Source organism: Paraburkholderia sp. Clong3, from assembly GCF_050436485.1.
In the GTDB taxonomy this organism is placed as follows: Bacteria; Pseudomonadota; Gammaproteobacteria; order Burkholderiales; family Burkholderiaceae; genus Paraburkholderia; species Paraburkholderia tuberum.
The window spans coordinates 2058688-2081502 of record NZ_JBNDMH010000003.1 but is presented as its reverse complement, the minus strand read 5'-3'; the positions used below and the strand labels follow the sequence as shown (position 1 = coordinate 2081502).

The window sequence follows — 22815 nt, the reverse complement described above, 5'->3', positions numbered from 1 at the left end:
GACGACCTGTCCCGTTACAGGATCTACCCAGCGAATTCGTGGAAAGACTACCGGCTACTCTGGATTAAGAAAATACCAATTAAGAGCTTTTAAGATTAATTCTTTGGGCAATAAAATTTAATCCCTTTTTAGTTGTTGCTGCTCTGTCCTTGCGTGTCAAATAACCGGAGCTGGATGTCGAATTGCCCAGCGCCAATGCACATTGGACGCCTGCCGGTCATGCCGGCATGGCGGCTTCCTCCTCTCTCCGGTTCAAAGGACCTACCCGTCATGAACGATTCGAAACTCGAAGTTCTCACTCCTCAGAACAGCCAACTGATCATCATCGATCACCAACCGCAAATGGCGTTCGGCGTTCAGTCGATCGACCGCCAGGTGCTGAAGAACAACGTCGTCGGTCTGGCCAAGGCGGCCAAGGTGTTCAACGTTCCGACCACGATCACCACGGTCGAGTCGCAAAGCTTCTCGGGTTACACGTATCCGGAACTGCTCGACGTGTTCCCCGAGCACAAGGTGCTCGAACGCACGTCGATGAATTCGTGGGACGACCAGAAGGTACGCGACGCGCTCGCCGCGAACGGACGCAAGAAGGTGGTCGTGGCGGGTCTGTGGACCGAGGTCTGCAACACGACGTTCGCGCTCTGCGCCATGCTCGAAGGTGACTACGAGATCTACATGGTGGCCGACGCATCGGGGGGCACGTCGAAAGACGCGCACGACTTCGCGATGCAGCGCATGGTCCAGGCGGGCGCCGTGCCCGTCACGTGGCAGCAGGTCCTGCTCGAATGGCAGCGTGACTGGGCTCACCGCGCGACCTACGACGCCGTGATGGCGATCGCGAAGGAACATTCGGGCGCGTACGGCATGGGCGTCGACTACGCGTACACGATGGTCCATAAGGCAGCGCAGCGCACGGCTACGCCGCACGAGGTGCTGCCGGCTGTACCGGCACGCTGATCGCCTCCGCGATCGCCGAAAGCGGGGCGATGCGCTCCGCGTGAAGTCGGCGGCAGCGCACGCGGTCTGCCGGTCGCTGCGCTGCAGTGCATTCCCCGCGAGGTACTCGGGTTGAACCGCGAGGTCTCGCATCAGCATTCCAATCTCACGGAGAGACTGATCGTATGGAATCTTATCTGGTGTCCCTCGGTGCAGGGATGCTGATAGGCGTGATCTACAGCGTGATCAAGGTCCGCTCGCCCGCGCCCCCGCTCGTTGCCCTCATCGGCCTGCTTGGCATGTTGATCGGCGCACAGGCCGTTCCATCCCTGAGGCAGTTGTTGGGCTTTTAATCGAACTGATAGAAACGAGGAAACGCAAATGAGCGCAACCGTTACCCATCCCGATCTCATTTTGCACAATGGACGGTTCACCACGCTGGATCGTTCGAACCCGATCGCCAGTGCCGTGGCGATTGCCGATGGCCGCTTCGTCGCGGTCGGCAGCGATACCGACGTCATGCCGCTCGCGGGCCGCGCAACCAAAGTTATCGATCTCGGTGGCCGGCCGGTGCTGCCAGGCCTCATCGACAATCACCTGCATTTGATCCGCGGCGGTCTGAACTACAACATGGAGCTGCGCTGGGACGGCGTGCGCTCGCTCGCCGTTGCCATGGAGATGCTCAGGCAGCAGGTTGCGATCACGCCCGCGCCGCAATGGGTGCGCGTGGTCGGCGGCTTCACCGAGCACCAATTCGAAGAGAAGCGGCTGCCGACGCTCGATGAGTTGAACGCCGTCGCGCCGGATACGCCGGTCTTCATCCTGCATCTGTACGACCGGGCGCTGCTCAATGCCGCCGCATTGCGCGTGGTGGGCTACACGAAGGATACGCCGGAGCCGCCGGGCGGCACGATCATGCGCGACAGCGCGGGCAATCCCACCGGGCTGCTGCTGGCGAACCCCAATGCGTCGATCCTCTACGCGACACTCGCGAAAGGCCCGAAGCTGCCGCTGGAGTATCAATACAATTCGACGCGTCATTTCATGCGCGAACTCAACCGCCTTGGCGTGACCGGCGCGATCGATGCCGGCGGCGGCTCGCAGAACTACCCGGACGATTACGAAGTCATCCGCAAGCTCCATGATGCGGGCGAGATGACGGTGCGCATCGCATACAACCTCTTCACGCAAAAGCCGAAGGCCGAAAAGGAAGACTTCGTGAACTGGACCGGCTCGGTCAAGTATCACGATGGTTCGGACTACTTCCGCCACAACGGTGCGGGTGAAATGCTGGTGTTTTCGGCGGCCGACTTCGAGGACTTCCGCGTGGCGCGCCCCGAACTGCCGCCCGGAATGGAAGGCGAACTCGAAGGCGTGGTGCGGGTACTCGCACAGAACCGCTGGCCGTGGCGCCTGCATGCGACCTATGACGAAACCATCAGCCGTGCGCTCGATGTGTTCGAGAAGGTCAACAAGGATATTCCGCTCGACGGAATCAACTGGTTCTTCGACCACGCGGAAACCGTTTCCGAGCGATCGATGGATCGCATTGCGGCGCTGGGTGGCGGCATCGCGGTTCAGCATCGCATGGCCTATCAGGGCGAGTATTTCGTCGAGCGCTATGGCGCGCAAGCGGCACAAGCCACGCCGCCCGTCGCGAGAATGCTCGAGAAGGGCATCAAGGTCTCGGCCGGCACCGATGCGACGCGCGTCGCGTCGTACAACCCGTGGGTGTCGCTCGCATGGCTCGTGAGCGGCAAGACAGTTGGCGGTCTGCGGATGTATCCGCAACGTAACCTGCTCGATCGCGATACCGCGCTGCGCATGTGGACGGAGTACGTCACCTGGTTCTCGAACGAAGAGGGCAAGAAAGGGCGCATGGTGCCCGGGCAGCTCGCCGACCTCATGGTTCCGGACCGCGACTTCTTCTCGTGCGCGGAGGACGACATTGCCGGCACCACCGCATTGCTCACGGTGGTCGGCGGAAAGATCGTCTGGGGCGCGGGCCCATTCTCGCAACACGATCAGCCAATCCCGCCTGCAATGCCGGACTGGTCGCCGGTGCGCCAATACGGCGGCTATGGCGGCTGGGGCGCTACGCAGCGCGAGGGCGCGCCGCTCGGCCGCGCCGCTGCCGCGGCGATGTGCGCCTGCGCGAGCGCCTGCGATGTGCACGGCCATGCACATGCGAGCGCCTGGGCCAGTGCATTGCCGACTTCGGACGCAAAGGGCTTCTGGGGCGCATTCGGCTGCGCTTGCTGGGCGATCTGACATGGCGATATGGAACGGCAGCAGCAACCCCGCATGGGTTCGCGCGCTGCTATCGCAGCCGTGGGTTGGGCCGCTCGTGCGCCTTGCGCTCGTGTCCGCCTACCTCATCGGCGGTGTCACCAAAGCGCTGAACTTCGAGGGCGCGATTGCGGAGCAGGCGCATTTCGGCCTGCACCCGGCCGCCCTCTGGGCAGCGCTCGCGGTGGCGGTCGAGATCGTCGGCTCGCTATGCGTGGTATTGCGCCGCTTCACGTGGATCGGCGCAGGCGGCCTCGGCATGCTGACCGTCGTCGCGATGCTGGTTGCCAACGACTTCTGGAACCATGCCGGTGTCGAGCGCTTCATGGCGCTCAACAGTTTTTTCGAGCATCTGGGACTGATCGCGGGGCTCGTGCTCGCGATCCTGCTCGGCGATTCGCAGCGTCCGGCCGGCGAGAACCGCGCCTGACCGATTGATCAGTACGATGAAATATCAAGGAAATTCCGCTATGAAAGCAATTCGCACTGCCTTAGTTGCCCTGATGATCGCGGGCGGTCTCGTCGCCGCGCCCGTTTCTTTCGCGAAGCCGCCCGTAGCGCCGGTCGAAGCGCCGTCGGTCGCAGTCGGTCCGCAGTACGACACGACGCACGTATACGTGGCACCAGAGGACTTCGACCGCTTCACCGACAGCTTCGCGGCGACGTTCGGCGGCAGCAAGTCGAAGCAGGGTGTGTTCCAGGTCACGCCGACACCGAGTCAGACGATGTCGCAGCTCGTATTTACCCCGGCAGGCACGATCTCCGTGTTCGGCTTCAAGACGCCCATGCCGTATCCCTTCGGCGCGGAGCGCACGGGCTACCTCGTGACGGATATGGACGCGGCGGTGAAGTCGGCGCGTGCACTCGGTGCCGATGTGATCGTCGATACGTTCCCCGACCCGATCGGCCGCGATGCGATCATCACGTGGCCGGGTGGTACCAACATGCAGCTCTACTGGCACACCGAGGCCCCGCACTACGACAAGCTGCAGACCATTCCCGAGAATCGGGTCTACGTGTCGCCGCAAAGCGTGCACAAGCTGGTTCACGATTTCGTCAAATTCTCGCACGGCAAGGTGGTGTCCGATGATCTGAAGGCGCCGGGTGTCGAGATCGGCAGACCTGACGACACCTATCGCCGCATTCGAATCGAATCGCCGTTCGGCAAGATGACCGTGCTCGTGACGGACGGTCATCTGCCTTACCCGTTCGGGCGCGAAGTGACCGGGTACGAAGTACCGAATCTGGCCGATACGCTTCAAAAGGCGAAGGCCGCTGGCGTCAATGTGCTGGTGCCGCCGTTCACCTCGGCCGGGCGTGATGCCGCGGTCGTGCAGTTCCCGGGCGGCTATATCGCCGAAATTCACGCAGGCGCGGCGCAATGAAGTCCGAGGACACGATCCTTGCCGCGATCGCCGGCTTTGTCGACACGCTGAGCTTCGTTGCACTGTTCGGTCTGTTCACCGCACACGTGACGGGCAACTTCGTGTTGATTGGCGCCGGCATCGCCGGCTCGGGGCAGGGCGTTCTGCTCAAGCTGATCGTGTTCCCCGCGTTTATCGGTGGGGTCGTTCTCAGCAGCCTGCTCGTGCGTTGGCTCTCGCAGGGGCATGCGCGTCAGGGCGCACGCCTGCTCTATGCGGTGCAGGCCGTGCTGATCGTCGGCTTTTGCCTCGCCGGCGTATGGGCGACGCCGGTCAGCCGGCCCGACAGCTTGCCTGTCATCGTGGCCGGCGTCGTGGGTGCGTTCGCGATGGGTGTGCAGAATGCGCATCCGCGCCTGATCCAGCGTCCTGGCGTGCCGAATACCGTAATGACGGGCAACGTCACGCAAGCCGTTCTGGACGTGATCGACATGCTGTCGCCGGGCACGGTCGACAGTGTGCGCGCCGCGGCGCGCTCGCGCTTCGGGTCGATGATGCCGGCCATTGTCGCGTTTGCGGTTAGCGCGGTGGCCGGGGCACTGGGGGTGGTCTACATGGGCTTCTGGGCGCTGCTTGCGCCGGCGTGCGCCCTCGTCGGGCTCGCGGTGACCACGGGAGAGCATGAGCGCGCGATCGCACCAGGGCACTCATGAATCCAGGCGGCGCAGGGAATCGCCCCGCTCAGGCCCGGCGCGTGAGCGGGACGGGCAAACACAAACACAAGCCGACACAGGCAAGGAAATCCATGGTATTGGGCACGATGCGCGGGCGTCGATTCGAGAAGGCCGCGCGCTTGACGGCCATCGCCGGGCTGTTGCTGATGGGCGCCGACGCAGCGTTCGCGGATACGGCGGCGCAACCGGTTGCAGGTGCGAGCCTCGCGGCTGACTCGGCCGGCGCGACCACAGGCACGGTGGCGAATGACGCCACAACGACCGACGCGTGCAACGTCAAACGTCCTGCCGTGATGTTCAACCGCTGGCAGGAGGACTGGTCGGTGCTTGCGAACCCCTGCGTTCCGCGCAAGCCGCTCGACAGCCTCAAGTACATTCCGCTCGGCGGCGACCCCGCCTCATATCTGTCGCTTGGCGCGAACCTGCGTGAGCGTATCGAAACCAATGACGCCCCGCTGTTCGGTATCGGCTCTGCGCAGTCGGATACTTATCTGATTCAGCGCATCGAAGTGCATGCCGATGCACATCTCGCCGAGCACTGGCAGTTTTTCGTGCAACTCGTGGATGCGCGGGCGTTTGGCAAGAACGTGGTCACGCCGGTGGACAAGAATCCGCTCGATCTCGAGCAGGCATTCGTGGCCTACACCGGAGCGGTCGGCGGCGGTACGTTCAAGTTTCGCGTTGGCCGCCAGGAAATGGCATTCGACTTGCAGCGTTTCATTGCCGTACGCGATGGCCCGAACGTACGACAGGCGTTCGATGCTATCTGGGCAGACTACGAATACCAGAAGTGGCGCTTTATCGCCTACGCGACGCAGCCCGTGCAGTACCGTAACGCGACGGTGTTCGACGACGTGTCGAACCGCAATCTCACTTTCAGCGGCGTGCGTTTCGAGCGCCAATCCGTCGGGCCGGGTGATATGTCCGGCTACTGGTCGCGCTACAACAACACCAACGCGCGATACCTCGACGCTCAAGGTTCCGAGCACCGCGACGTCTGGGACCTGCATTATTTCGGCACGCGCGGCCGCGTCGATTGGGATGCCGAGGCGATGCTGCAGACGGGAACGGTCGGTAACAGTACGGTTCTCGCGTGGGCGATCGGCTCGCTCGCGGGTTACAAGCTCGACCTGCCGTGGACGCCGCGCGTGGGGCTGCAGATCGACGCTGCCTCTGGCGACCGGCACCCGCATGATGGGCGGCTCGAGACCTTCAATCCGCTATTTCCGAACGGCTATTACTTCACGCTCGCAGGCTATACGGGCTACGCGAACCTGATCCACATCAAACCATCCATCACGCTCAAGCCTTCGGCCAGTCTCACGCTGCTTGGCGCGCTGGGCTTCCAGTGGCGCGAGACGACCGGCGACGCCGTGTACCAGCAGCCGAGTCAGCCAGTGCCGGGCACGGCGGGCAAGGGCAGCCGGTGGACCGGCATGTATGTGCAGTTGCGCGCGGACTGGACGATTGCGGCAAATCTGGTAGGTTCGGTCGAAGCCGTGCACTTCCAGGTGGGAAACTCGATTCGGGAGGCGGGCGGCCGCAATGCCGACTACGCCGGCGTCGAACTCAAGTACGGGTGGTAGGACTCGTCGGCGATCAGGCTCGTGGCGATCCCGGCCGCGTGAGGAGCGTTGCCGGGATCGCGCCATTTGTCAGCCTCGTTCAGGCTCTGATTACGGCTGGCCCGATGGACGAAGGGGCTCGTTGTTCAGGTGCTCAAGGCTAACAGCTTGCCGAGAAGGTTAACATCGCCTTCGAGAGATTTTTGAGTTGCCCGCTTAGGGGCGTGCTCGTCGAAGGCGCATTGGAACTTCTCTGAGACGTACGCCCGGGTGCATTCGAACAGGCTATACATCGCCTCTGGCCCGTCGAAACAGACGTTAACAAGTGACTTCGAGACCAGCTCATCCATGCTTTCAATCAAGCCGCCTGTCGTCACTGCCATGTGGTTGACGACTCCACGCAGCGAATCAAAGCTGAACGGTCTGTCGAACCGGTAAAGTTGAACGAGCAGGGCCTGGGCCGGGTCGCTCAACAGGTCGAAGCTGGCATCAAAGGCTGCCTGTAGACAGCGATGCCGCGCCGTCGCAGTGCGGTATCCCCCGGACAGGAACGACAGTCCATCGTTCAGCAGGCGTCGCACGCCTTCTACGCCCAATAATTCCGCTCGTCCGGCGGCCAACTCGATTGCAAGTGGAATACCATCCAGGCGCTGACAAATCTTTGCGATGCTCTCTATCTCAGCGATGCGAGGGACAAACCTCGGGTGCATCTGCTGCGCATGGTGGACGAACAGCTGGACAGCCGGGCTGTTCAGCATCTCGTCGCAACGGTCCGTGAGTTTGGGAACATCAAGCGGATGCACCCTGAAGACCGTCTCACTTCGAATCCTCAGCGGCTCCCGACTCGTAACCAGGAACTGGATATTCAGGCTTGCTGCCAACAATGCTTCTACGATTTGTGCAACAGCTGAGATGACATGCTCCGCGCCATCGAGTATCAACAACCACGGCGCATTCGATAGCGCTGCTCTTAAACACTCGGAAGAGACGATTTCCTCCGGCATTTCGACGCCGCAACCGCACGCGATGGCACTCAGCACCTCGTCAATCGTGGCTAGGGACGCAAGATCGACAAAGGCCACCGTCGCCGGGCATGACGGCACTATCCGATAGGCGACTTCAAGTGCAAGGCTCGATTTTCCGACACCACCTGTGCCCGTCAGCGTAAGCACCTGGGACTCCACCATTGCCTCGGCTGCCTTGGCGACGACTACGTCTCTCCCGACGAAATTCCGGACGCGGCGCGGGAGCGGCCGCGGACCGGCGGCGGTACGGAATTTCGGGGGTACGTCCTGAGACGGGGCCAACCGGTAGCCACGGCGGGCGACCGTGATGATGAGGTCCCGGTCATCACCCAGCGCCTTGCGCAGCGCAGAGATGTTGACGTCGATATTGCAGTCTTCGACGATGGTGCCGGGCCAGACCGTCTGCATCAGCTCGGACCTCGACACCACTCGACCCTGTGCCGAGGCGAGCGTCACCAGCAGGTCGAAGGCGCGCGAGCCCAGCCGCACATCCTGGCCATCACGCCGCAAGCGTCGCGCGTCCATATCGAGTTCGATTCGGCCGATTTTCATAAGGTCGCCTCCAGCAAGGGAAATGGACACGCGTGTCTTCGCCATCGGTGAGTGGTGAAGTCAGGTCGGTTACCGCCGGAGTGCGCGCTTTATAACGCTGCTGGCGTGTCTGAACGCAGCGTCTGTCGGACTGGTTTCAGCCAGGCCATCGAAAACCATAAAGTCATGAATCGTGCCGATATAACGAGCGGCATTGACTCTGACGCCGGCGCGCATGAGCTTGCGGGCATATTCTTCGGCGTCATCTCGCGTAATGTCGTTCTCTGCTGTGATGACGAGTGCGGCAGGCAGGTCTTCGAGTTCGTCGGGTTTCGACTGTATCGGCATCGCCGCCGCGAGCGACCGAGATTTCTCGGGAAACTGCGACTCGATAAAACGCTCCAGCGCTCTCGCCGTCATACCGGGCCCCGTCGCGAACTGACGATATGACTGCGTGGTGGAATCTGCCGACAGGATGGGGCAGAACAGCACTTGCAGGTGCAGACTCGGGCCATGCCGGTCCCTCGTCCATCGCGCCATGACTGCAGCGATGTTTCCGCCTGCACCGTCGCCGGCCACCGCAATCGCGCGAGCATCGACCTGCAGCGCTTCGGCATTTGCAGCGACGTATTGCAGTGCGGCGTATGCCTCTTCGTTTTGTGTCGGAAACAGCGCGCGAGGTGCAGGCGAACAAGAGACGAAGACAACCGCCACCTCTGCTTCAACCGAAAGGCGTGACACGAGCCTGCGGTGGGTTGCGAAGCTCGCCATGCGCCAGCCGCCGCCCGGATAGTAGAGCACGACGGGCAGTAAGCCCGGCGTGCCGGCCGGTCGCACGATGTGCACGTCAACGGAGCCAGTCGGTCCAGTCTTGAAGGTCAGCGCTTCGGTCGTGACGGCATAGTCGTCCGCGAAACTGTTGTCACTGTCGGCGCGGCAGGGGAACGACGGCTGTTCGGCGAGCAGCGAATCCGGATGCATGCCGGCTTCGGAGACCAGATCGAGAAATTGCTGCGTCTCGGGGTCCAGTACTGGGTGGGACGACCATGGCGTCGCGAGACGCGGTGACGCGGAATCGACGGTACTTGCAGGCGGAACGTGGTCCATGAAAGCCGACATATGAGAGTTCAGCGGTTGGGGGGACTCCCACTCGCGCCACAGACAGTGTCAACTGCACCTGCTGAGCCTGAAACGATGTCGAGTCCCGGTAACCGCTATTCTCCAGGCAATGCGCCGGGACCGTTCAGTTAAAGTTTGCTAAGAAGCGTTAGCCGCAGGTGCAAACCCGGCAGCGCGTCCGCGTCAGGCGCCGCCTCCGCGAGGCTCACCCTTGCAAGGTGCGGCCCATTACACGCTCGAGCGCGCATGCTCATGAAGCACCTCGCTCACCCAGGACGGCTCTGCAACGCGATCCGCCAGAATCAGCGCATCCATGGAGACTTTGCACCCGGCGCTTGCAAACGCTTCCAGTTGGGGAACAGTTGCTCTGGAAAGGGCGATAGGCCTGCCGCCAAGAATGTTTTCGAATCCTTCCCCGTAGATGTCCCAATGCGCCAATCCCCGCCGGCTCGTGCACTCGCGAAGCTTGCGGGTGAGCTGCCGGGCGAAGTCATGCTCGCCTGCCCAGATCATGACGGGTATTGAGCCGAGTGCGAGGCCGTAGACGATCGACAGGTCGTGCCCGATCGAAGCGACGAGCTCGGCGCAGTCCCTTGCCAGCTTCACAGGGCGCTCAGTCTCGCCTTGCAGCCAAAGAATTCGCATGTACACCACCATGCTTGCGATGCGGCCATCCATTTGTGCATCATTTGCCCTTGCAAGATTTTCCCGCGTGGGGCCAGCTTCGAGGGCGATGACCTGTTCAATCAGCGTTCGCGCTTTCGCCTGGTCGCCGAGGTAGTGGTGTGCAAAGGCGAGATTGCGGCTCGACATCTGATTGAGCGTGGAGTCTCCGAAACGATTCGCGAATGCCTGCATCGCCTCGGCCAGTGCAAGACCTTCCACGTATCGACCTGTGACAAGCCGATGCGCAAATACGCCCCACAGAATGCGAAATTCCAACGCCTCGTCACCCAATCGTCGGCTCAGGGCGTAGGCACGTTCAAAAGCACGTGCCATTTCGATGGTTGGCCCACGCGTGTGCCAGAGCGAGTGTCCGTAGGCCACCAGCAGTTCGACGTGTCGCGTGCTACCGGCCTGCTCCGAGCCCTCAACGGCTGCAATGGCGTGTTCCGCCATGCTAAGGAACTCGTGCGGCCGCGACAGATGGAGCCAAAGTGGTGCCGTGGCGATAACGAGGTCGATTTCGAGCTCGGAATCCCCCTCCTGATGCGAGGCCCACTCGAACGCCGCGCGGATATCGTCAATTCGCTTGCTGAGCTGGGCGAGCCATTGGGGTTGCGCCTTGCCCTCCCAGGCGGCGCCCAGGTCCGCGAAGGTCTCGCAGCAATGTATCGTAAGCAGGCGCCAGGCCTCGTTCGCTTCGCCGGCTTCCAGCAATCGAAGGTGTGCGTATTGGCGGGTTGTATCGAGGAGCCGATACGGGTTGTCGGCATCACTGATATCACGTGCGACAAGCGACTTGGCGACAAGGCCGCTGATTGCGTCACATACCGCCAGTTCATCGATCTGCCCACGACCTGCCACGGCAACGGCTTCACGAATGCCAAACGAAGAGCGCATCACCGACAGCCGGCGCAGGACGTGCTGCTCATGCGAGTCCAGCAGCTCGTAGCTCCAGTCAAGCGTCGCTTTCAACGTTTGATGCCGCGGCAATGCGGTTCGGCGCCCTTGTGTGAGTAGCGCAAAGCGGTCGTCCAGGCGCGCGGCGATCGCACCCACGTCCATGTGCGCGACGCGCGCCGCGGCAAATTCAATCGCCAAAGGAATTCCGTCCAGGCGCCGGCAAATGTCGGCCACGGCGCCGATGTTCGAAACCGTGAACTGAAAGGCGTCGTCGGCAGCCTTCGCCCGGTCGTGAAACAACGAGATGGCCGGATAACTTCCGGCCTCCTCGATGCCAATCCTCGCACCCACTTCCGGAAACGGCAGGGCCGACAGCCGATGCACCGACTCGCCATCCGCGCGCAACGGCTCCCGACTTGTTACCAGAAGGTACACGCCAGATGCGCCTTGCAGCAATTGTTCCGCGACCTGCGCAACCGCCTCGACGACATGTTCGCAATTGTCCAGGATCAATAGTATTGGCGTGTCGCCCAGTGAGGCAAGCAGGTCCGGGACTGGCTTGCCGCTGAATACGGCGACGCCGAGCGTCGACGCCACGGTACTGGCGACGCTCGCCTTGTCGGAAACGGGGGCGAAGTTGACGAATAGTGCCCGGATACCGGTACGCTCGGAAAAGCGATGCGCTATAGCCACGGCGACCGTGGTCTTGCCGATGCCGCCCGGACCGGCGATGGTCAATAGCCTGCGTTCGGGGAGCTGGTCGGTCAGGCCGTCAATGACATCCTCCCGGCCGATGACCCGGGTGAGGGTCACGGGCAACGCTCGCGCACCTTCATCGGGGGTACGGGCCGGCGCAGTCGGCGTGGCGGCGGTGAATTGCGTAGCCCTCGTGGAATCGACCGGCACCGCGAGCCGATAGCCGCGTCCATTGTCGTTCACGATGTAGCGGCTGTCCGATTTGCCATCGCTCAGCGCTTTCCGAAGCGTGGAAACGTGCACACGAAGCGCGCCATCGTCGACCACGCTTTCTTTCCAGACCTGGTCGCGCAGTTGACGCGTTGAGACCAGTTCGCCACCGTGCTCGGCTAGCACGATAAGAATGTCGAGCGCACGACTCCCAATGCGGACTTCATCGCCATTTCTGGTGAGGACACGCTGCGGGAAATCGATGCGGAACGGGCCGAAAGTCAGGCTATACCGGGCAACCATCAAACCACCATGCAGGTCAATAGTACGGCCATCCGTTACGGCCACACTAAATATCTGATGATTCTATCACCGCAAAGTCTGATTTCCTGTCTGTGCGGATGGATGAGTCTTCGCCACGTCGATGACGAAAGCATCCAGTGTCCTTTGCCGTAACGAAGACGGGGGCTCAAATCAATTGTTAAGAGGCCAGTCGCCAAAAATCCCGCAGAGCCTCAGGCTGCGCGGCCGTGTAGGGCGCTTGCCGCGAGGTTTGGGTGAAATCCTCGTCGGTGTGTTGGCCGCTGGCGTACAGGGCGTATCGTTCCACGATTGCGTCCAGTTCACCGGCCTCGGCAAGCTTTTCTCTTCCGTACGCGCGGGCCAGCGCCAACACGTGATAGGTGACCACGGTGCCTTCGAAGCGAATCTCGACCATCGATTTGTCGACGAGCTCGCAGACGCAATCCATCACCGCCGAGTCATTGAGAGCGTCATCGCGGGCGATCAGGCACGCGGCCTCAGCGTTGAACGGATAGCCGAACACGCAAAAGCGCCGAAATACCGCCCGCTCCCGGTCGCTGAGCATCTCGAAACTCCAGTCCAACGAGGCTCGCAAGCTTTTCTGTCTTTCCTGCGCGGTTCTGAAGCCGCCGCCCAGGTAGAGCAACGGTTCCTCGAGCCCAACTCGGAGATGCTCCAGTCCAAGAATCGAGGCGCGCCCCGCCGCCAATTCAATGGCCAGTGGGACACCGTCCAGGCGTCGACATATGTCGTCGATCAGCCGTAGGCGGTCACAGCTCATATCCATGTTCTGCCCATTGGAGAACAGACGTCGCTGGAACAGCCGAAAGGATGGGGAGCGAAGCGCTGCCCCAGGGGCATCCTCGACGTCAGGCAGTGCAAGCGGGCCGACGCGGTAAACAACTTCACAGGGCACGCGAAGCCGCAGTCTGCTGGTAACGAGGAAGCGCAGCTCGGACGTATAACGGCAAGCGAACTCCAGGAACTGAGCCACGTATTCGACGACATGCTCGGCATTGTCGACGATGAGCAAGCCCTTCGTGCCCGCGAGCATCAGTGCAACGCGCTCGAGGTCGAATTCCCCGCTGTCGACCGGGATACCATAGCTGGCGGCCAACGCCTGAGCCACGCCGCGACAGGTGTTGTGGGCGGCAAGCTCGACGAAGTGAATCGCGGGGTCGCATTGCGCCGAAACGCTGCGGGCAATTTCCCGGGCAATCGATGTTTTGCCGATTCCCCCGGCGCCCACAAGCGTTAGAACGCGTGTGGATGGCAGCAGCGACCTGATTTCCGCGATGGCGCTTTCCCGCCCGATCAGTCGCTCTTCCCTCGGCGCCACGTCCGATTTGACGCGAATGGGGCGGTCCTGCGCAACCTCGTCAAAGCTGGGTGCGTCGATTCGGGAGGCTATCAGTTGGTAGCCACGTCGTGGCACCGTTACAATGAACTTGCCATCGCGGCCGAGTGCCTTGCGGATCCAGGAGAGGTGCACATGGAGGTTGTTTTCCTCGACAACCGTATCCGGCCAGACCACCTCCATGAGTTCATTCTTCGTGACGACGCGGCCGGCTGCCAGAGCAAGCACAGCGAGGATGTCGAATGCGCGAGACCCCAGTTCCAGTACCTCAGCGCGACGGCGCAACAATCGCGCGCTGAGGTCGATCTCGCATTCACCAATTCGGATAACCCGCGCACCGGAAGTGCATGTCGAGGGGCGTAGTGTTGCTTGAGTCATGGCGCTTTCGTCCGTGGGCAACCCGGAGGTTTCGGCGGGCAGCTGAGTTATTCACTAGTTGTCATGCCGCGTACGGTCGGTGTCGCAAGGATATTAGCTGAGTCGTATTTTCCGCCTTGTGAACGCCGCATTAATTATTGTTAATGTTTTTACAAGTGGGGACGTGGCAGTTTTCGGCCGAGTGGGTGTGAGAGGTCAGCATTGACAAAATATGGACGAAACGTTAACGAAATTTAATGAGCGCATGGAAGCTTGTGTTTTCGGGCGAAGCGGATAATCCAGGGTTGGCTGTCGATCAGAAGAGAGCGGCATCACTGCCGAGATGCGTTAACTGCCCGGCTCGGCATCCCCAATTCAAAAGTCAAACTGATGAAAATCTTGTTAGTAGAAGACAACGTGCAGGTGGCCGGCTTCCTGAAAAAGGGTTTGACGGAAGCGGGTCATGTGGTTGATTCCGCGGATAACGGCCGCGACGGGATGTTTCTGGCCATGGGGGGCTGCCCTTACGATGCAATCATCCTCGACCGCATGCTGCCGGGCGGGCTTGACGGACTTAGCATCGTCGCGGCAATGAGGGCAACCGGGAGCAAGGTCCCGGTGCTTATCCTGAGCGCCCTCGATGCTGTCGACGAGCGGATTCGGGGTCTCAAGGCAGGCGGTGACGACTATGTGGTCAAGCCGTTCGCGTTCGGAGAAGTGCTCGCGCGACTGGAGGTGCTCATGCGCCGGTCACCGAGTGAAGCGGTCGAATCGACGCTCAAGTGCGCGGACCTGTGCATCGACCTTTTTTCACGCAAGGTGTCACGTGCCGGGAAAGTCATTGTCCTCAAGCCGCGCGAATTCAAATTGCTCGAATATCTGGTGCGGCACGCCGAGCAGGTCGTCACCCGGACGATGCTCCTCGAGAACATCTGGGACTACCACTTCGACCCGCAGACCAACGTGGTGGATGTGCATGTCAGCAAGCTTCGGCAAAAGATCGATGCCGGGTTTGAAGTGTCACTTCTAAGAACTGTTCGAAACGCTGGGTACATGCTTTCGGCGAATGGATAACAGCCGGTGTCGGAGTGGAGAGGGAACGGCGGAGACTCATGGATATCGAAGAATCGGCGGCGCAAATGTTATGGGACGATGGTCTGTTCGTCCTGTCGCGAATCGACGCTGGCGACGGCCGGACGTCACGGTTGTCACTGAGGCCAACGGCTAGTCAGCCCTCCGGTCAAACGCTGGCCTTGCTCGAGAACGCCTTTTCGCTTCGTGCCCACCTGGATGGACCCCGCTTCACGCAGCCTGTTGAGTTCGTCCGCGATAGTTCTTCCATTACGCTGCAGCTCAAGGACCCGGGCGGCATCGTGTTGCCTGCACTCGATACGTCTCTGTTGTCATTCGGCCAGATCGTGACGATAGCCGCGAACGCCACGGCTGCCTTTGAGATGTTGCACAGGAAGGACGTCATACACAAGGATGTCCGGCCGGCGCATCTTCTTGTCAACCCAGCCAACTGGGCAGTGGCTCTGACGGGCTTCGGTCTGTCGACGCGCGTCGATTCTGCTGGAAAAGAGTCGACTCACCCGGTCATCCTCGCGGACGCACTTCCTTACCTGGCTCCCGAGCGCACTGGGCTCGTCAACCGGCCGGTCGACGCTCGCGCCGATCTATACTCGCTGGGCATCCTCATCTACTGGATGCTGACGGCAAAGTATCCGTACTCTGCTAACTCCCCTGGGGAATGGCTTTACTGTCATACGGCGAGGAAGCCAACTCCTCTGCGCGAGCGCGTTCCTGACGTTCCTGAATCGCTTGAAGCCATCGTCGAGCGATTGCTCGCAAAAGCGGCGGAAGACCGCTACCAGACCGCGCGCGGAGTCGAATACGACTTGCGTCTGTGCGCGGAGCAACTGCGCACAGGAGACTGCCTCGCGCCATTTGCCCTCGGAACGGCAGACTCTGACGACCGGCTGCTGATACCAGACCGACTGTATGGGCGGGAAGCGGAATTGAGCGCACTGACTCAAGCTTTCGATCGCGTGGCTCATGACGGTACGACCGAATTCGTGCTGGTGTCCGGTTACTCAGGGATCGGGAAGTCATCGCTGGTTGGAGAATTCCACCAAACGCTGAGCCGCGGGCGATTTGCGTCGGGCAAGTTCGATCAGTACAAGCGAGATATCCCCTACGCGACGATTGCACAGTGCATGGAGACCGTCGTCGAACAGATCATCAGGGAGGACAAGCGCGAACTGGTGAAGTGGCGCAAGCGCATCCAGTACGCGATGGGACCGCATGGCCGCCTGCTCACCGACCTCATCCCCGCGCTGGAAGAAATCGTCGGGCCGCAACCGGCAGTCGCCGAATTGCCGCCTCTGGACGCTCAGAAGCGCTTCGTCACTGCTTTGATTCGCTTCATTGGAGCGTTCGCGACACCCGCACAGCCGCTTGTACTGTTTCTGGACGATCTCCAATGGCTGGACGCAGGAACCATTTCGATACTGGAGGCGCTCGGCCGAGGCTCCGCTATTGCCCACTTTCTGCTCATTGGAGCCTTCCGTGACAACGAGATCGGCCCCAGTCACCCTCTCGCTCGCGTGATCAGCGACATTCGAGAAAGCTCGGTGCCAGTTCATGACGTGTTGCTGGCGCCCTTGGGGGTTGGCGATGTGGAGCGACTCGTTTGCGATACCACTCGCGGTGATTCAGCAGAGGCCAGAAGGCTGGCGCGACTGATGTTCGAGAAGACGGGCGGAAACCCGTTTTTTGCGGTTCAGTTCCTGCGCGTCCTCGCCGAGGAAGGTCATCTGACGTTAAACCGTGCCTCGCGGGAATGGGTGTGGAATGTCGAGCAGATTGCGCAGGGAGCTTTCCCCGATAGCGTGGTTGACTTGCTGGTGAACAAGATCGTGCGGTTGTCTGACCGCGCGCGACGGCTGCTCGTTGATTTCGCTTGTCTTGGCGCCACGACGGCTACGTCGGTATTGGCGCAGGTGAGCGGGCAGTCAAGCGGAGAAGTCGACTCGGCGCTCGGCGAGGCAATCGAGCAAGGCCTGGTTTACCGCCGTTCGGAGGGCTACGCTTTCGTCCACGACCGGATTCAAGAGGCTGCATACGCGTTACTTGGGGAGGCCGAGCGCGCGCCATCGCATCTTCGCATCGGAATGCGGCTGGATACGGGAGACGCCGACCCGAATCTCGAGCGGAATATTTTCGAGGTCGTCAACCAGTACAACCGGGCACTCCACGCAATCAGCGACTCTCGGGTCCGCACGCGCGTAGCCCTCCTGAATCTCCGCGCTGGCCGTCGCGCGAGAGCAGCGGCTGCCTACGGTACGGCGCTGAACTATCTCACGGTAGGGAGTCGGATTTTCGGCGAGGATGCGTGGGAGACCCATTACTGCGAGAAGTTTTCCCTTGAGCTTTTGCTCGCAGAATGCACGTTCCTCGCTGGCAGTCCAATCCAGGCAGACGACCGCCTGCGTCGTCTCGAAAGATATGCCGGGAGCGTACGCGACAAGGCCGCAGTGGCTTTCCTTCGGATCACGCTGCATACCGCCCTGGACAAGATGCACGCCGCGGTAGAAATTTGCCTGAGCTATCTTCGCGAGGTCGACGTCAATTGGGTACCCCATCCGGACAGGGAAGAGGTCGATAGAGAGTACGCGAAGGTGGTCGCTCATGTTCAACGCGGCTCGATTGCAGAATTGCGTGACAATCGATTGCTCGATGACGAAGCGCTTGAGGCGACGCTGAACGTTTTCACAGCCGTTTTGCCGCCCGCATTCTTCACTGACGAAAACCTGGTGTGTCTTGTGCTGACGCGCATGGCGAATCTCAGCATAGCGCACGGCAACACCGATGCATCTGCGTTGGGTTTCGCCTATTTAGGAATGGCTGTCGGTCCATTCTTCGGCGACTACGAGAACGCCCACGAGTTTGGCAAGCTCGGGATGGCGCTCGTCGATGAGAAGGGGCTTGACCGGTTTCGCGCCCGTGTCTACCTGTGTTTCTCGTATCACGTCATGCCGTGGACAGAGCCGATACGAACAGCGATTCCGCTCTTGCGACGAGCATTCGAAGTGGCAACACAATGCGGCGACCTGACATACATCGGGTTCAGCAGTTGTTGCCTGGTCACCACTCTGCTCGCCGCCTCTGCGCCACTAGCCGAAGTTGAAGAGCAGGCAGTCGAACGGCTGCATGTCGTCCGGTCCGCCGGATTCGGGTTGATTGTCGACATCATTGATTCGCAGCTCTCATTGATTCGTGAATTGCGCGGCGGCGCGCCATGGTTTGGTTCACCTGATTCGGAATATCCGAACGCGAAGGCTCTGGAACAGCACCTCGAAGGCAATCGGGCACTCGACATTGCGGCATGCTGGTACTGGATTCGCAAACAGGAGGCGCGCTACCTGGCGGGCGACATCGCTGGTGCGATGGAGGCAGCGAACAAGGCAGCCCCCTTGTTGTGGACGACATGGGGGCACCAGGAACTCGCCGTTTACCACTTCTTTTCTGCGCTGACGTGGCTCCAGGAGTGGGATGCCCACTCATCGCAAGCCGACGTTCTCGCTGACGCGAGGCTTGCCGAGCACGTGAACAAGCTCCGCGCTTGGGCATTGAGCGGTCCGACGAACTTCGCCGCGCGTGCAGCGCTGGTCGAAGCAGAAGTCGCACGCGTGCGCGGCAACGCTTTTGAAGCCATGCGGCTATACGAGCGAGCCATCGAAAATGCAAAAACGCACCGATTGCTGCATGTCGAGGCGCTAGCCAGCGAGATAGCCGGACGGTTCTATGCCAACCGCGGCTTCGCGACCATCGCCGCGGTGTACTTGCGTAATGCCCGATCGGCCTACCTGAACTGGGGGGCAACGGCGAAAGTCAGAATGCTGGAGGCGGCATATCCGGACCTCGGGGCTAACGAGCCGGGAGGTCCGTTGTCAGGTGCCGTGGAAAGTCAGCTGGAGATGGAGACGGTCGTCAAGGCGTCACAGGCGATATCGAGCGAAAGGGTACTCGACAGTCTGATGAATACACTCATGACCATCGTGCTCGAGCACGCGGGCGCGCGGCGCGCGCTGCTCATCCTTCCGCACGAAGAGCAGCTTTACATTGAAGCCGAGGCCAACGAGGGAAATAACGTCCGCGTAGAGCGGCGAACTGCCTCGCCGCGGAACTTGCCGCTCTCCCTGCTTCACCATTGTCTTCGCACCCACGAAACGCTTCTTGTCGATGATGCGACGACGGAAAACCCGTTTGCCTCTGACGAGTATTTCAGTGGCAAAGGCTCACGCTCGATGCTCTGTTTGCCCCTCATCAAGCAGACGAGACTGGTCGGCGCGCTGTACCTCGAGAACGAGCTCGCGCCCGGCGCGTTCACGCCGCCGCGCATGGCGGTGCTCAAGTTGCTGGCGTCCCAGGCGGCGATTTCTATCGAGAACGCCAGCCTGGAGAAGGTCGAAGCACTTCTCGAAGAAAAGGACGCTCTGCTGAAGGAACTGCACCATCGGGTGAAAAACAATCTGCAGCTGATTAGTAGCCTTCTCAACCTTCAGGCAGCTCGTGTGCAAGATAAGGTCGTGGCGGAGCTGTTTCAGGAGAGCCGAAACCGCGTTCGCTCGATGGCGATGGTCCATGAAAATTTGTATCGTGCGGGCAACTTCGCGCGAATCGACATGGCGCCTCATATCAGGAATCTGTGCGCGCACCTGTCGCGCGTTTACGAACTGAGTCAATCGAACGTCATCCTGGAGGTTGTCGTCGACGACGTTCAGCTCGACATGAATCGCGCGATAGGATGCGGCATGATCGTCAACGAGCTAGTTTCGAATGCACTCAAGCATGCGTTTCCGAACGGTCGAAGCGGGCGGCTGCGCGTTGGGCTGGCCGCGGAAGAAGACCATCGGTGCCGCTTGAGGGTCGCCGACGACGGTATCGGCTTGCCGCCGGAGTTTTCACTTGAGCGTGCCGAATCCCTGGGACTGCAGCTCGTATTCGACCTTTCCCGGCAACTCCACGGGTCAATCGAGGTTAGTCGCGAGAGAGGGACGGCCTTTGACATTGATTTCAGACTCCAGCAAACGGGCGGCCACTAACATGTCTTCTGCGCGAATACTGATTGTCGAAGACGACCGGGTGGTCGCTCGTGACATTGCCCAACAAATGACTCGCTGCGGGCACGTCGTCATAGGTTGCGTGACGACCGGCGAGGATGCGATAACGGTTGCCGCGAAGGAAAAGCCAAGCCTTGTCCTCATGGATGTGCGCCTCGAGGGAAAGCTGGACGGCATCGATGCGGCTCGTCAGTTGCGCGAGTCGCTCCGTTTGCCCATTGTGTTCCTGACGGCTTATGCCGACGAGGAAACGGTCCGGCGCGCCACAGTGACCGAACCATTCGGTTACGTCCTGAAGCCTTTCGACGACCTGCAACTGCGTACGGTTGTCGAGATGGCCCTCTATAAGCACGATGCGGAGCGTCAGCTGCGCGAGAGCGAGCAGCGTTATGCGGTTACGCTGGACTGCATCGGCGATGGCGTCATTGCCACTGACTGTAAGGGACACGTTACGCTCATCAATCCCGTCGCCGAGGCGTTGACAGAATGGTCGCGGGAAGACGCTGTCGGGCAGCCGCTCGAGAAAGTCCTCCGGCTAATCGACGAGGACACGAATGCGCCACTGAAATTCAGCGTGTCAGCAGCCCTGGGCGAGGGCGGCTTCGTTTCTTTTCCCCCGAAGACGATGCTCGTCGGTAGAGCAGGGCGCATGGTGTCCGTTGAAAATCGTGGAACGCCGATTGTGAACGACTCGGGCAACGTCATCGGCATGGTGCTCGTTGTGCGTGACGCTACAGCGTCACGTCAGGCAGCCGAGGCGGAAATTCTGCGCGAAACCAACGATCGGCTGGACGGCGCGATGCGCGGCTCGAAGGTCGGGGTGTGGGCCATTGATCTCGCGGGCGAAGAGGGGCGGGACCTGTCGCTGAGGTGCTGGAACATCCAGGCATGGCTAGGTTACACGGAGGCTGACGCCGCTCCCGGCATCGCGCGCGTGATGGAGGTCATCCACCCGGAGGACAGGCAACGCGTTTGCGACGCGTTTTGGCGGTGCAGCCGGGAGCCAGGCGGGCTGTTTGGCATTGAACACCGCGTGCTCCATCGCGACGGGTCCTGGCGATGGGTCTTGACGCGTGGCGCGGGTCCTCGGTTTTCTTGCGGGCCGGCTACGCGCGTCTCTGGGACCATGGTCGATATTACGGACTTGAAGCGTGCAGAACTCGCACTGCGAACCAGCGAAGAGCGCTTCCGTGGAACCTTTGAAAACGCAGCCGTGGGTATTGTTCATTGTGACCAGAGCGGCCGGTTCCTTCGCGTCAACCGGCGCTATTGCGATATCGTTGGCTACAGTCGTGAAGAATTGCTCTCGATGACGTTCATGGAAGTCACAGCGGTTGGCAGTGTTCCAGAGAGCATCAATCAGTTCAAGAAACTGCTCAAAAACGACTTCTCGCATTACACGGAGGAAAAAGTCAACATACGGCGCGACGGATCGCGCGTGTGGGTCAGTGCGACCGTGTCGTTACAGCGTGATTCCAGCCAGCAGGTTCAGCATACCATTGCGATTATCCAGGACATCTCGGCGCGCAAAGCGCTCGAGGAGACGGTGCGTGTTGCCCGGGACGAGGCTGAATTGGCGAACAAGGCGAAGGACCAGTTCCTGGCTAACATCAGCCACGAACTCCGGACCCCGTTGAACTGCATTCTCGGATATACGCAGGTTCTGCGGCGCGATGACAACCTGAGCGTTCGTCAAAAGTCGCATGTTTCGCTGATCGAGCAAAGCGGGTCGCATCTCGTCACGTTGATTAATGATTTGCTTGACTTCGCGCGCGTCGGCGCCGGTCGAATTGACCTGGAGCTGAACGATGTTTTGCTCGCGCCGTTCCTCGAAATGCTTGGGGAGATGGTTGGCGTGCGGGCTCGTGAGAAGGGGCTCGCGCAGATTTGTGCGGCTGCGCCAAACCTGCCCGCAGTGATTCGCGTTGACGAGAAGCGATTGCGGCAGGTACTGCTCAATCTGCTCTCCAATGCCGTGAAGTTCACGGACATCGGAGAGGTGGCATTCTCGGTGAAGTTGGTCCGAGGTGGCGTTTTGAGGTTTGAAGTGAAAGATACCGGGATTGGCATTAAGCATGACCAACTCGAGCGAGTCTTCCAGCCATTTGAACAGGCGGGTGACATCGAGCGCAGGAGCGCCGGGCTGGGGTTGGGGCTTTCCATCAGCCAACATTTGGCACGGCTTATGGGCAGCGATATTCACGTCGAGAGTGAATACGGGCGAGGAAGTCGATTCTGGTTCGACCTCGCGGTTGAGTGTCCCGCTCACGAGCCGCTGGTGCGTGACGACGCCGGCGATCGGCAAGCTCCACGCGACGAATGCCTGATGTTTGCCGGACGTGATGGTGTGCGCCCGGCAACTGAACATGTGGCCGAGCGTCCGCGCCGGATTGGCGCAACGCCATCCGACGCCGAAGCGGTCTCGTCGTTCGTCCTGCCGCCGCGTGCGAGCATGGAGGTGTTGCACGATCTCGCGCGCAGAGGTTCGATGCGGGAGGTCATGCGACACGTTGAGTCGCTTCGGGCGAGCGACACCCGCTATACGGCATTCGCTACCAGAGTAGGCAACCTTGCGGAAAACTTTGAGTCGCGAGAACTGCTCGTGCTCATCGAGAAACACCTGAACGGAAGTTAGTGC

Annotated in this window: 14 protein-coding genes; 10 read left to right on the top strand and 4 right to left on the bottom strand. The window is 61.0% G+C overall.

Going from position 1 to position 22815, the window contains the following annotated elements:
- Positions 1 to 270: 270 nt before the first annotated feature.
- The 7 genes from OKW30_RS32870 to OKW30_RS32840 all read left to right on the top strand — a co-directional run bounded on the left by OKW30_RS32870 (position 271) and on the right by OKW30_RS32840 (position 6909).
- Positions 271 to 957: a hydrolase gene (locus OKW30_RS32870; protein ID WP_184062562.1), complete on the top strand. Its 687-nt coding sequence runs from the start codon at positions 271 to 273 to the stop codon at positions 955 to 957.
- A gap of 164 nt (positions 958 to 1121) precedes the next feature.
- Positions 1122 to 1289, top strand: a complete 168-nt coding sequence (locus tag OKW30_RS32865) for a DUF1427 family protein (protein WP_184062561.1) — start codon at positions 1122 to 1124, stop codon at positions 1287 to 1289.
- A gap of 28 nt (positions 1290 to 1317) precedes the next feature.
- Positions 1318 to 3207 (top strand): amidohydrolase, encoded by a 1890-nt coding sequence (locus OKW30_RS32860; RefSeq protein ID WP_429348683.1) that lies wholly within the window; start codon positions 1318 to 1320, stop codon positions 3205 to 3207.
- A 1-nt stretch (position 3208) separates the two neighbouring features.
- Positions 3209 to 3655, top strand: a complete 447-nt coding sequence (locus tag OKW30_RS32855) for a DoxX family protein (protein ID WP_429348682.1) — start codon at positions 3209 to 3211, stop codon at positions 3653 to 3655.
- 40 nt (positions 3656 to 3695) lie between these two features.
- Positions 3696 to 4610: a glyoxalase gene (locus OKW30_RS32850; protein WP_429348681.1), complete on the top strand. Its 915-nt coding sequence runs from the start codon at positions 3696 to 3698 to the stop codon at positions 4608 to 4610.
- Complete coding sequence (locus OKW30_RS32845) at positions 4607 to 5302, top strand: YoaK family protein (RefSeq protein ID WP_429348680.1); 696 nt, start codon at positions 4607 to 4609, stop codon at positions 5300 to 5302. The genes OKW30_RS32850 and OKW30_RS32845 overlap by 4 nt, the downstream gene beginning before the upstream one ends.
- A 92-nt stretch (positions 5303 to 5394) precedes the next feature.
- A complete protein-coding gene (locus OKW30_RS32840; protein WP_429348679.1) occupies positions 5395 to 6909 on the top strand; it encodes an alginate export family protein in 1515 nt (504 codons plus the stop codon).
- Positions 6910 to 7034: 125 nt separating this feature from the next.
- Here the strand turns inward: OKW30_RS32840 and OKW30_RS32835 are convergent, their stop codons facing one another.
- From OKW30_RS32835 to OKW30_RS32820, 4 genes are all read right to left on the bottom strand, one after another.
- The gene (locus OKW30_RS32835) at positions 7035 to 8465 is read right to left on the bottom strand and encodes an ATP-binding protein (RefSeq protein WP_429348678.1); all 1431 of its coding nucleotides are present in this window, start codon (positions 8463 to 8465) and stop codon (positions 7035 to 7037) included.
- Between the two features lie 69 nt (positions 8466 to 8534).
- Positions 8535 to 9551 carry an alpha/beta hydrolase gene (locus OKW30_RS32830; RefSeq protein WP_429348677.1) on the bottom strand — a complete coding sequence of 339 codons (1017 nt, stop codon included), beginning with the start codon at positions 9549 to 9551 and terminating at the stop codon, positions 8535 to 8537.
- Between the two features lie 240 nt (positions 9552 to 9791).
- Positions 9792 to 12338, bottom strand: coding sequence for an ATP-binding protein (locus OKW30_RS32825; RefSeq protein ID WP_429348676.1), 2547 nt, complete (start codon positions 12336 to 12338; stop codon positions 9792 to 9794).
- A gap of 178 nt (positions 12339 to 12516) precedes the next feature.
- Complete coding sequence (locus OKW30_RS32820) at positions 12517 to 14073, bottom strand: ATP-binding protein (RefSeq protein WP_429348675.1); 1557 nt, start codon at positions 14071 to 14073, stop codon at positions 12517 to 12519.
- A gap of 369 nt (positions 14074 to 14442) precedes the next feature.
- Between OKW30_RS32820 and OKW30_RS32815 the strand changes: the two genes are divergently transcribed.
- The 3 genes from OKW30_RS32815 to OKW30_RS32805 are packed head-to-tail and all read left to right on the top strand — an operon-like array spanning position 14443 to position 22812.
- Positions 14443 to 15126, top strand: coding sequence for a response regulator transcription factor (locus OKW30_RS32815; protein WP_184062541.1), 684 nt, complete (start codon positions 14443 to 14445; stop codon positions 15124 to 15126).
- Between the two features lie 38 nt (positions 15127 to 15164).
- The gene (locus OKW30_RS32810) at positions 15165 to 20159 is read left to right on the top strand and encodes an AAA family ATPase (protein ID WP_429348674.1); all 4995 of its coding nucleotides are present in this window, start codon (positions 15165 to 15167) and stop codon (positions 20157 to 20159) included.
- A complete protein-coding gene (locus OKW30_RS32805; RefSeq protein ID WP_429348673.1) occupies positions 20119 to 22812 on the top strand; it encodes a PAS domain S-box protein in 2694 nt (897 codons plus the stop codon). Before OKW30_RS32810 ends, OKW30_RS32805 begins: the two co-directional genes overlap by 41 nt.
- Positions 22813 to 22815: the final 3 nt, after the last annotated feature.

Coding starts and splice junctions, on each gene's coding strand:
- OKW30_RS32870 (WP_184062562.1), top strand. CDS start 271: ATGAACGATTCGAAACTCGAAGTTCTCACTCCTCAGAACAGCCAACTG.
- OKW30_RS32865 (WP_184062561.1), top strand. CDS start 1,122: ATGGAATCTTATCTGGTGTCCCTCGGTGCAGGGATGCTGATAGGCGTG.
- OKW30_RS32860 (WP_429348683.1), top strand. CDS start 1,318: ATGAGCGCAACCGTTACCCATCCCGATCTCATTTTGCACAATGGACGG.
- OKW30_RS32855 (WP_429348682.1), top strand. CDS start 3,209: ATGGCGATATGGAACGGCAGCAGCAACCCCGCATGGGTTCGCGCGCTG.
- OKW30_RS32850 (WP_429348681.1), top strand. CDS start 3,696: ATGAAAGCAATTCGCACTGCCTTAGTTGCCCTGATGATCGCGGGCGGT.
- OKW30_RS32845 (WP_429348680.1), top strand. CDS start 4,607: ATGAAGTCCGAGGACACGATCCTTGCCGCGATCGCCGGCTTTGTCGAC.
- OKW30_RS32840 (WP_429348679.1), top strand. CDS start 5,395: ATGGTATTGGGCACGATGCGCGGGCGTCGATTCGAGAAGGCCGCGCGC.
- OKW30_RS32835 (WP_429348678.1), bottom strand. CDS start 8,465: ATGAAAATCGGCCGAATCGAACTCGATATGGACGCGCGACGCTTGCGG.
- OKW30_RS32830 (WP_429348677.1), bottom strand. CDS start 9,551: ATGGACCACGTTCCGCCTGCAAGTACCGTCGATTCCGCGTCACCGCGT.
- OKW30_RS32825 (WP_429348676.1), bottom strand. CDS start 12,338: ATGGTTGCCCGGTATAGCCTGACTTTCGGCCCGTTCCGCATCGATTTC.
- OKW30_RS32820 (WP_429348675.1), bottom strand. CDS start 14,073: ATGACTCAAGCAACACTACGCCCCTCGACATGCACTTCCGGTGCGCGG.
- OKW30_RS32815 (WP_184062541.1), top strand. CDS start 14,443: ATGAAAATCTTGTTAGTAGAAGACAACGTGCAGGTGGCCGGCTTCCTG.
- OKW30_RS32810 (WP_429348674.1), top strand. CDS start 15,165: ATGGATATCGAAGAATCGGCGGCGCAAATGTTATGGGACGATGGTCTG.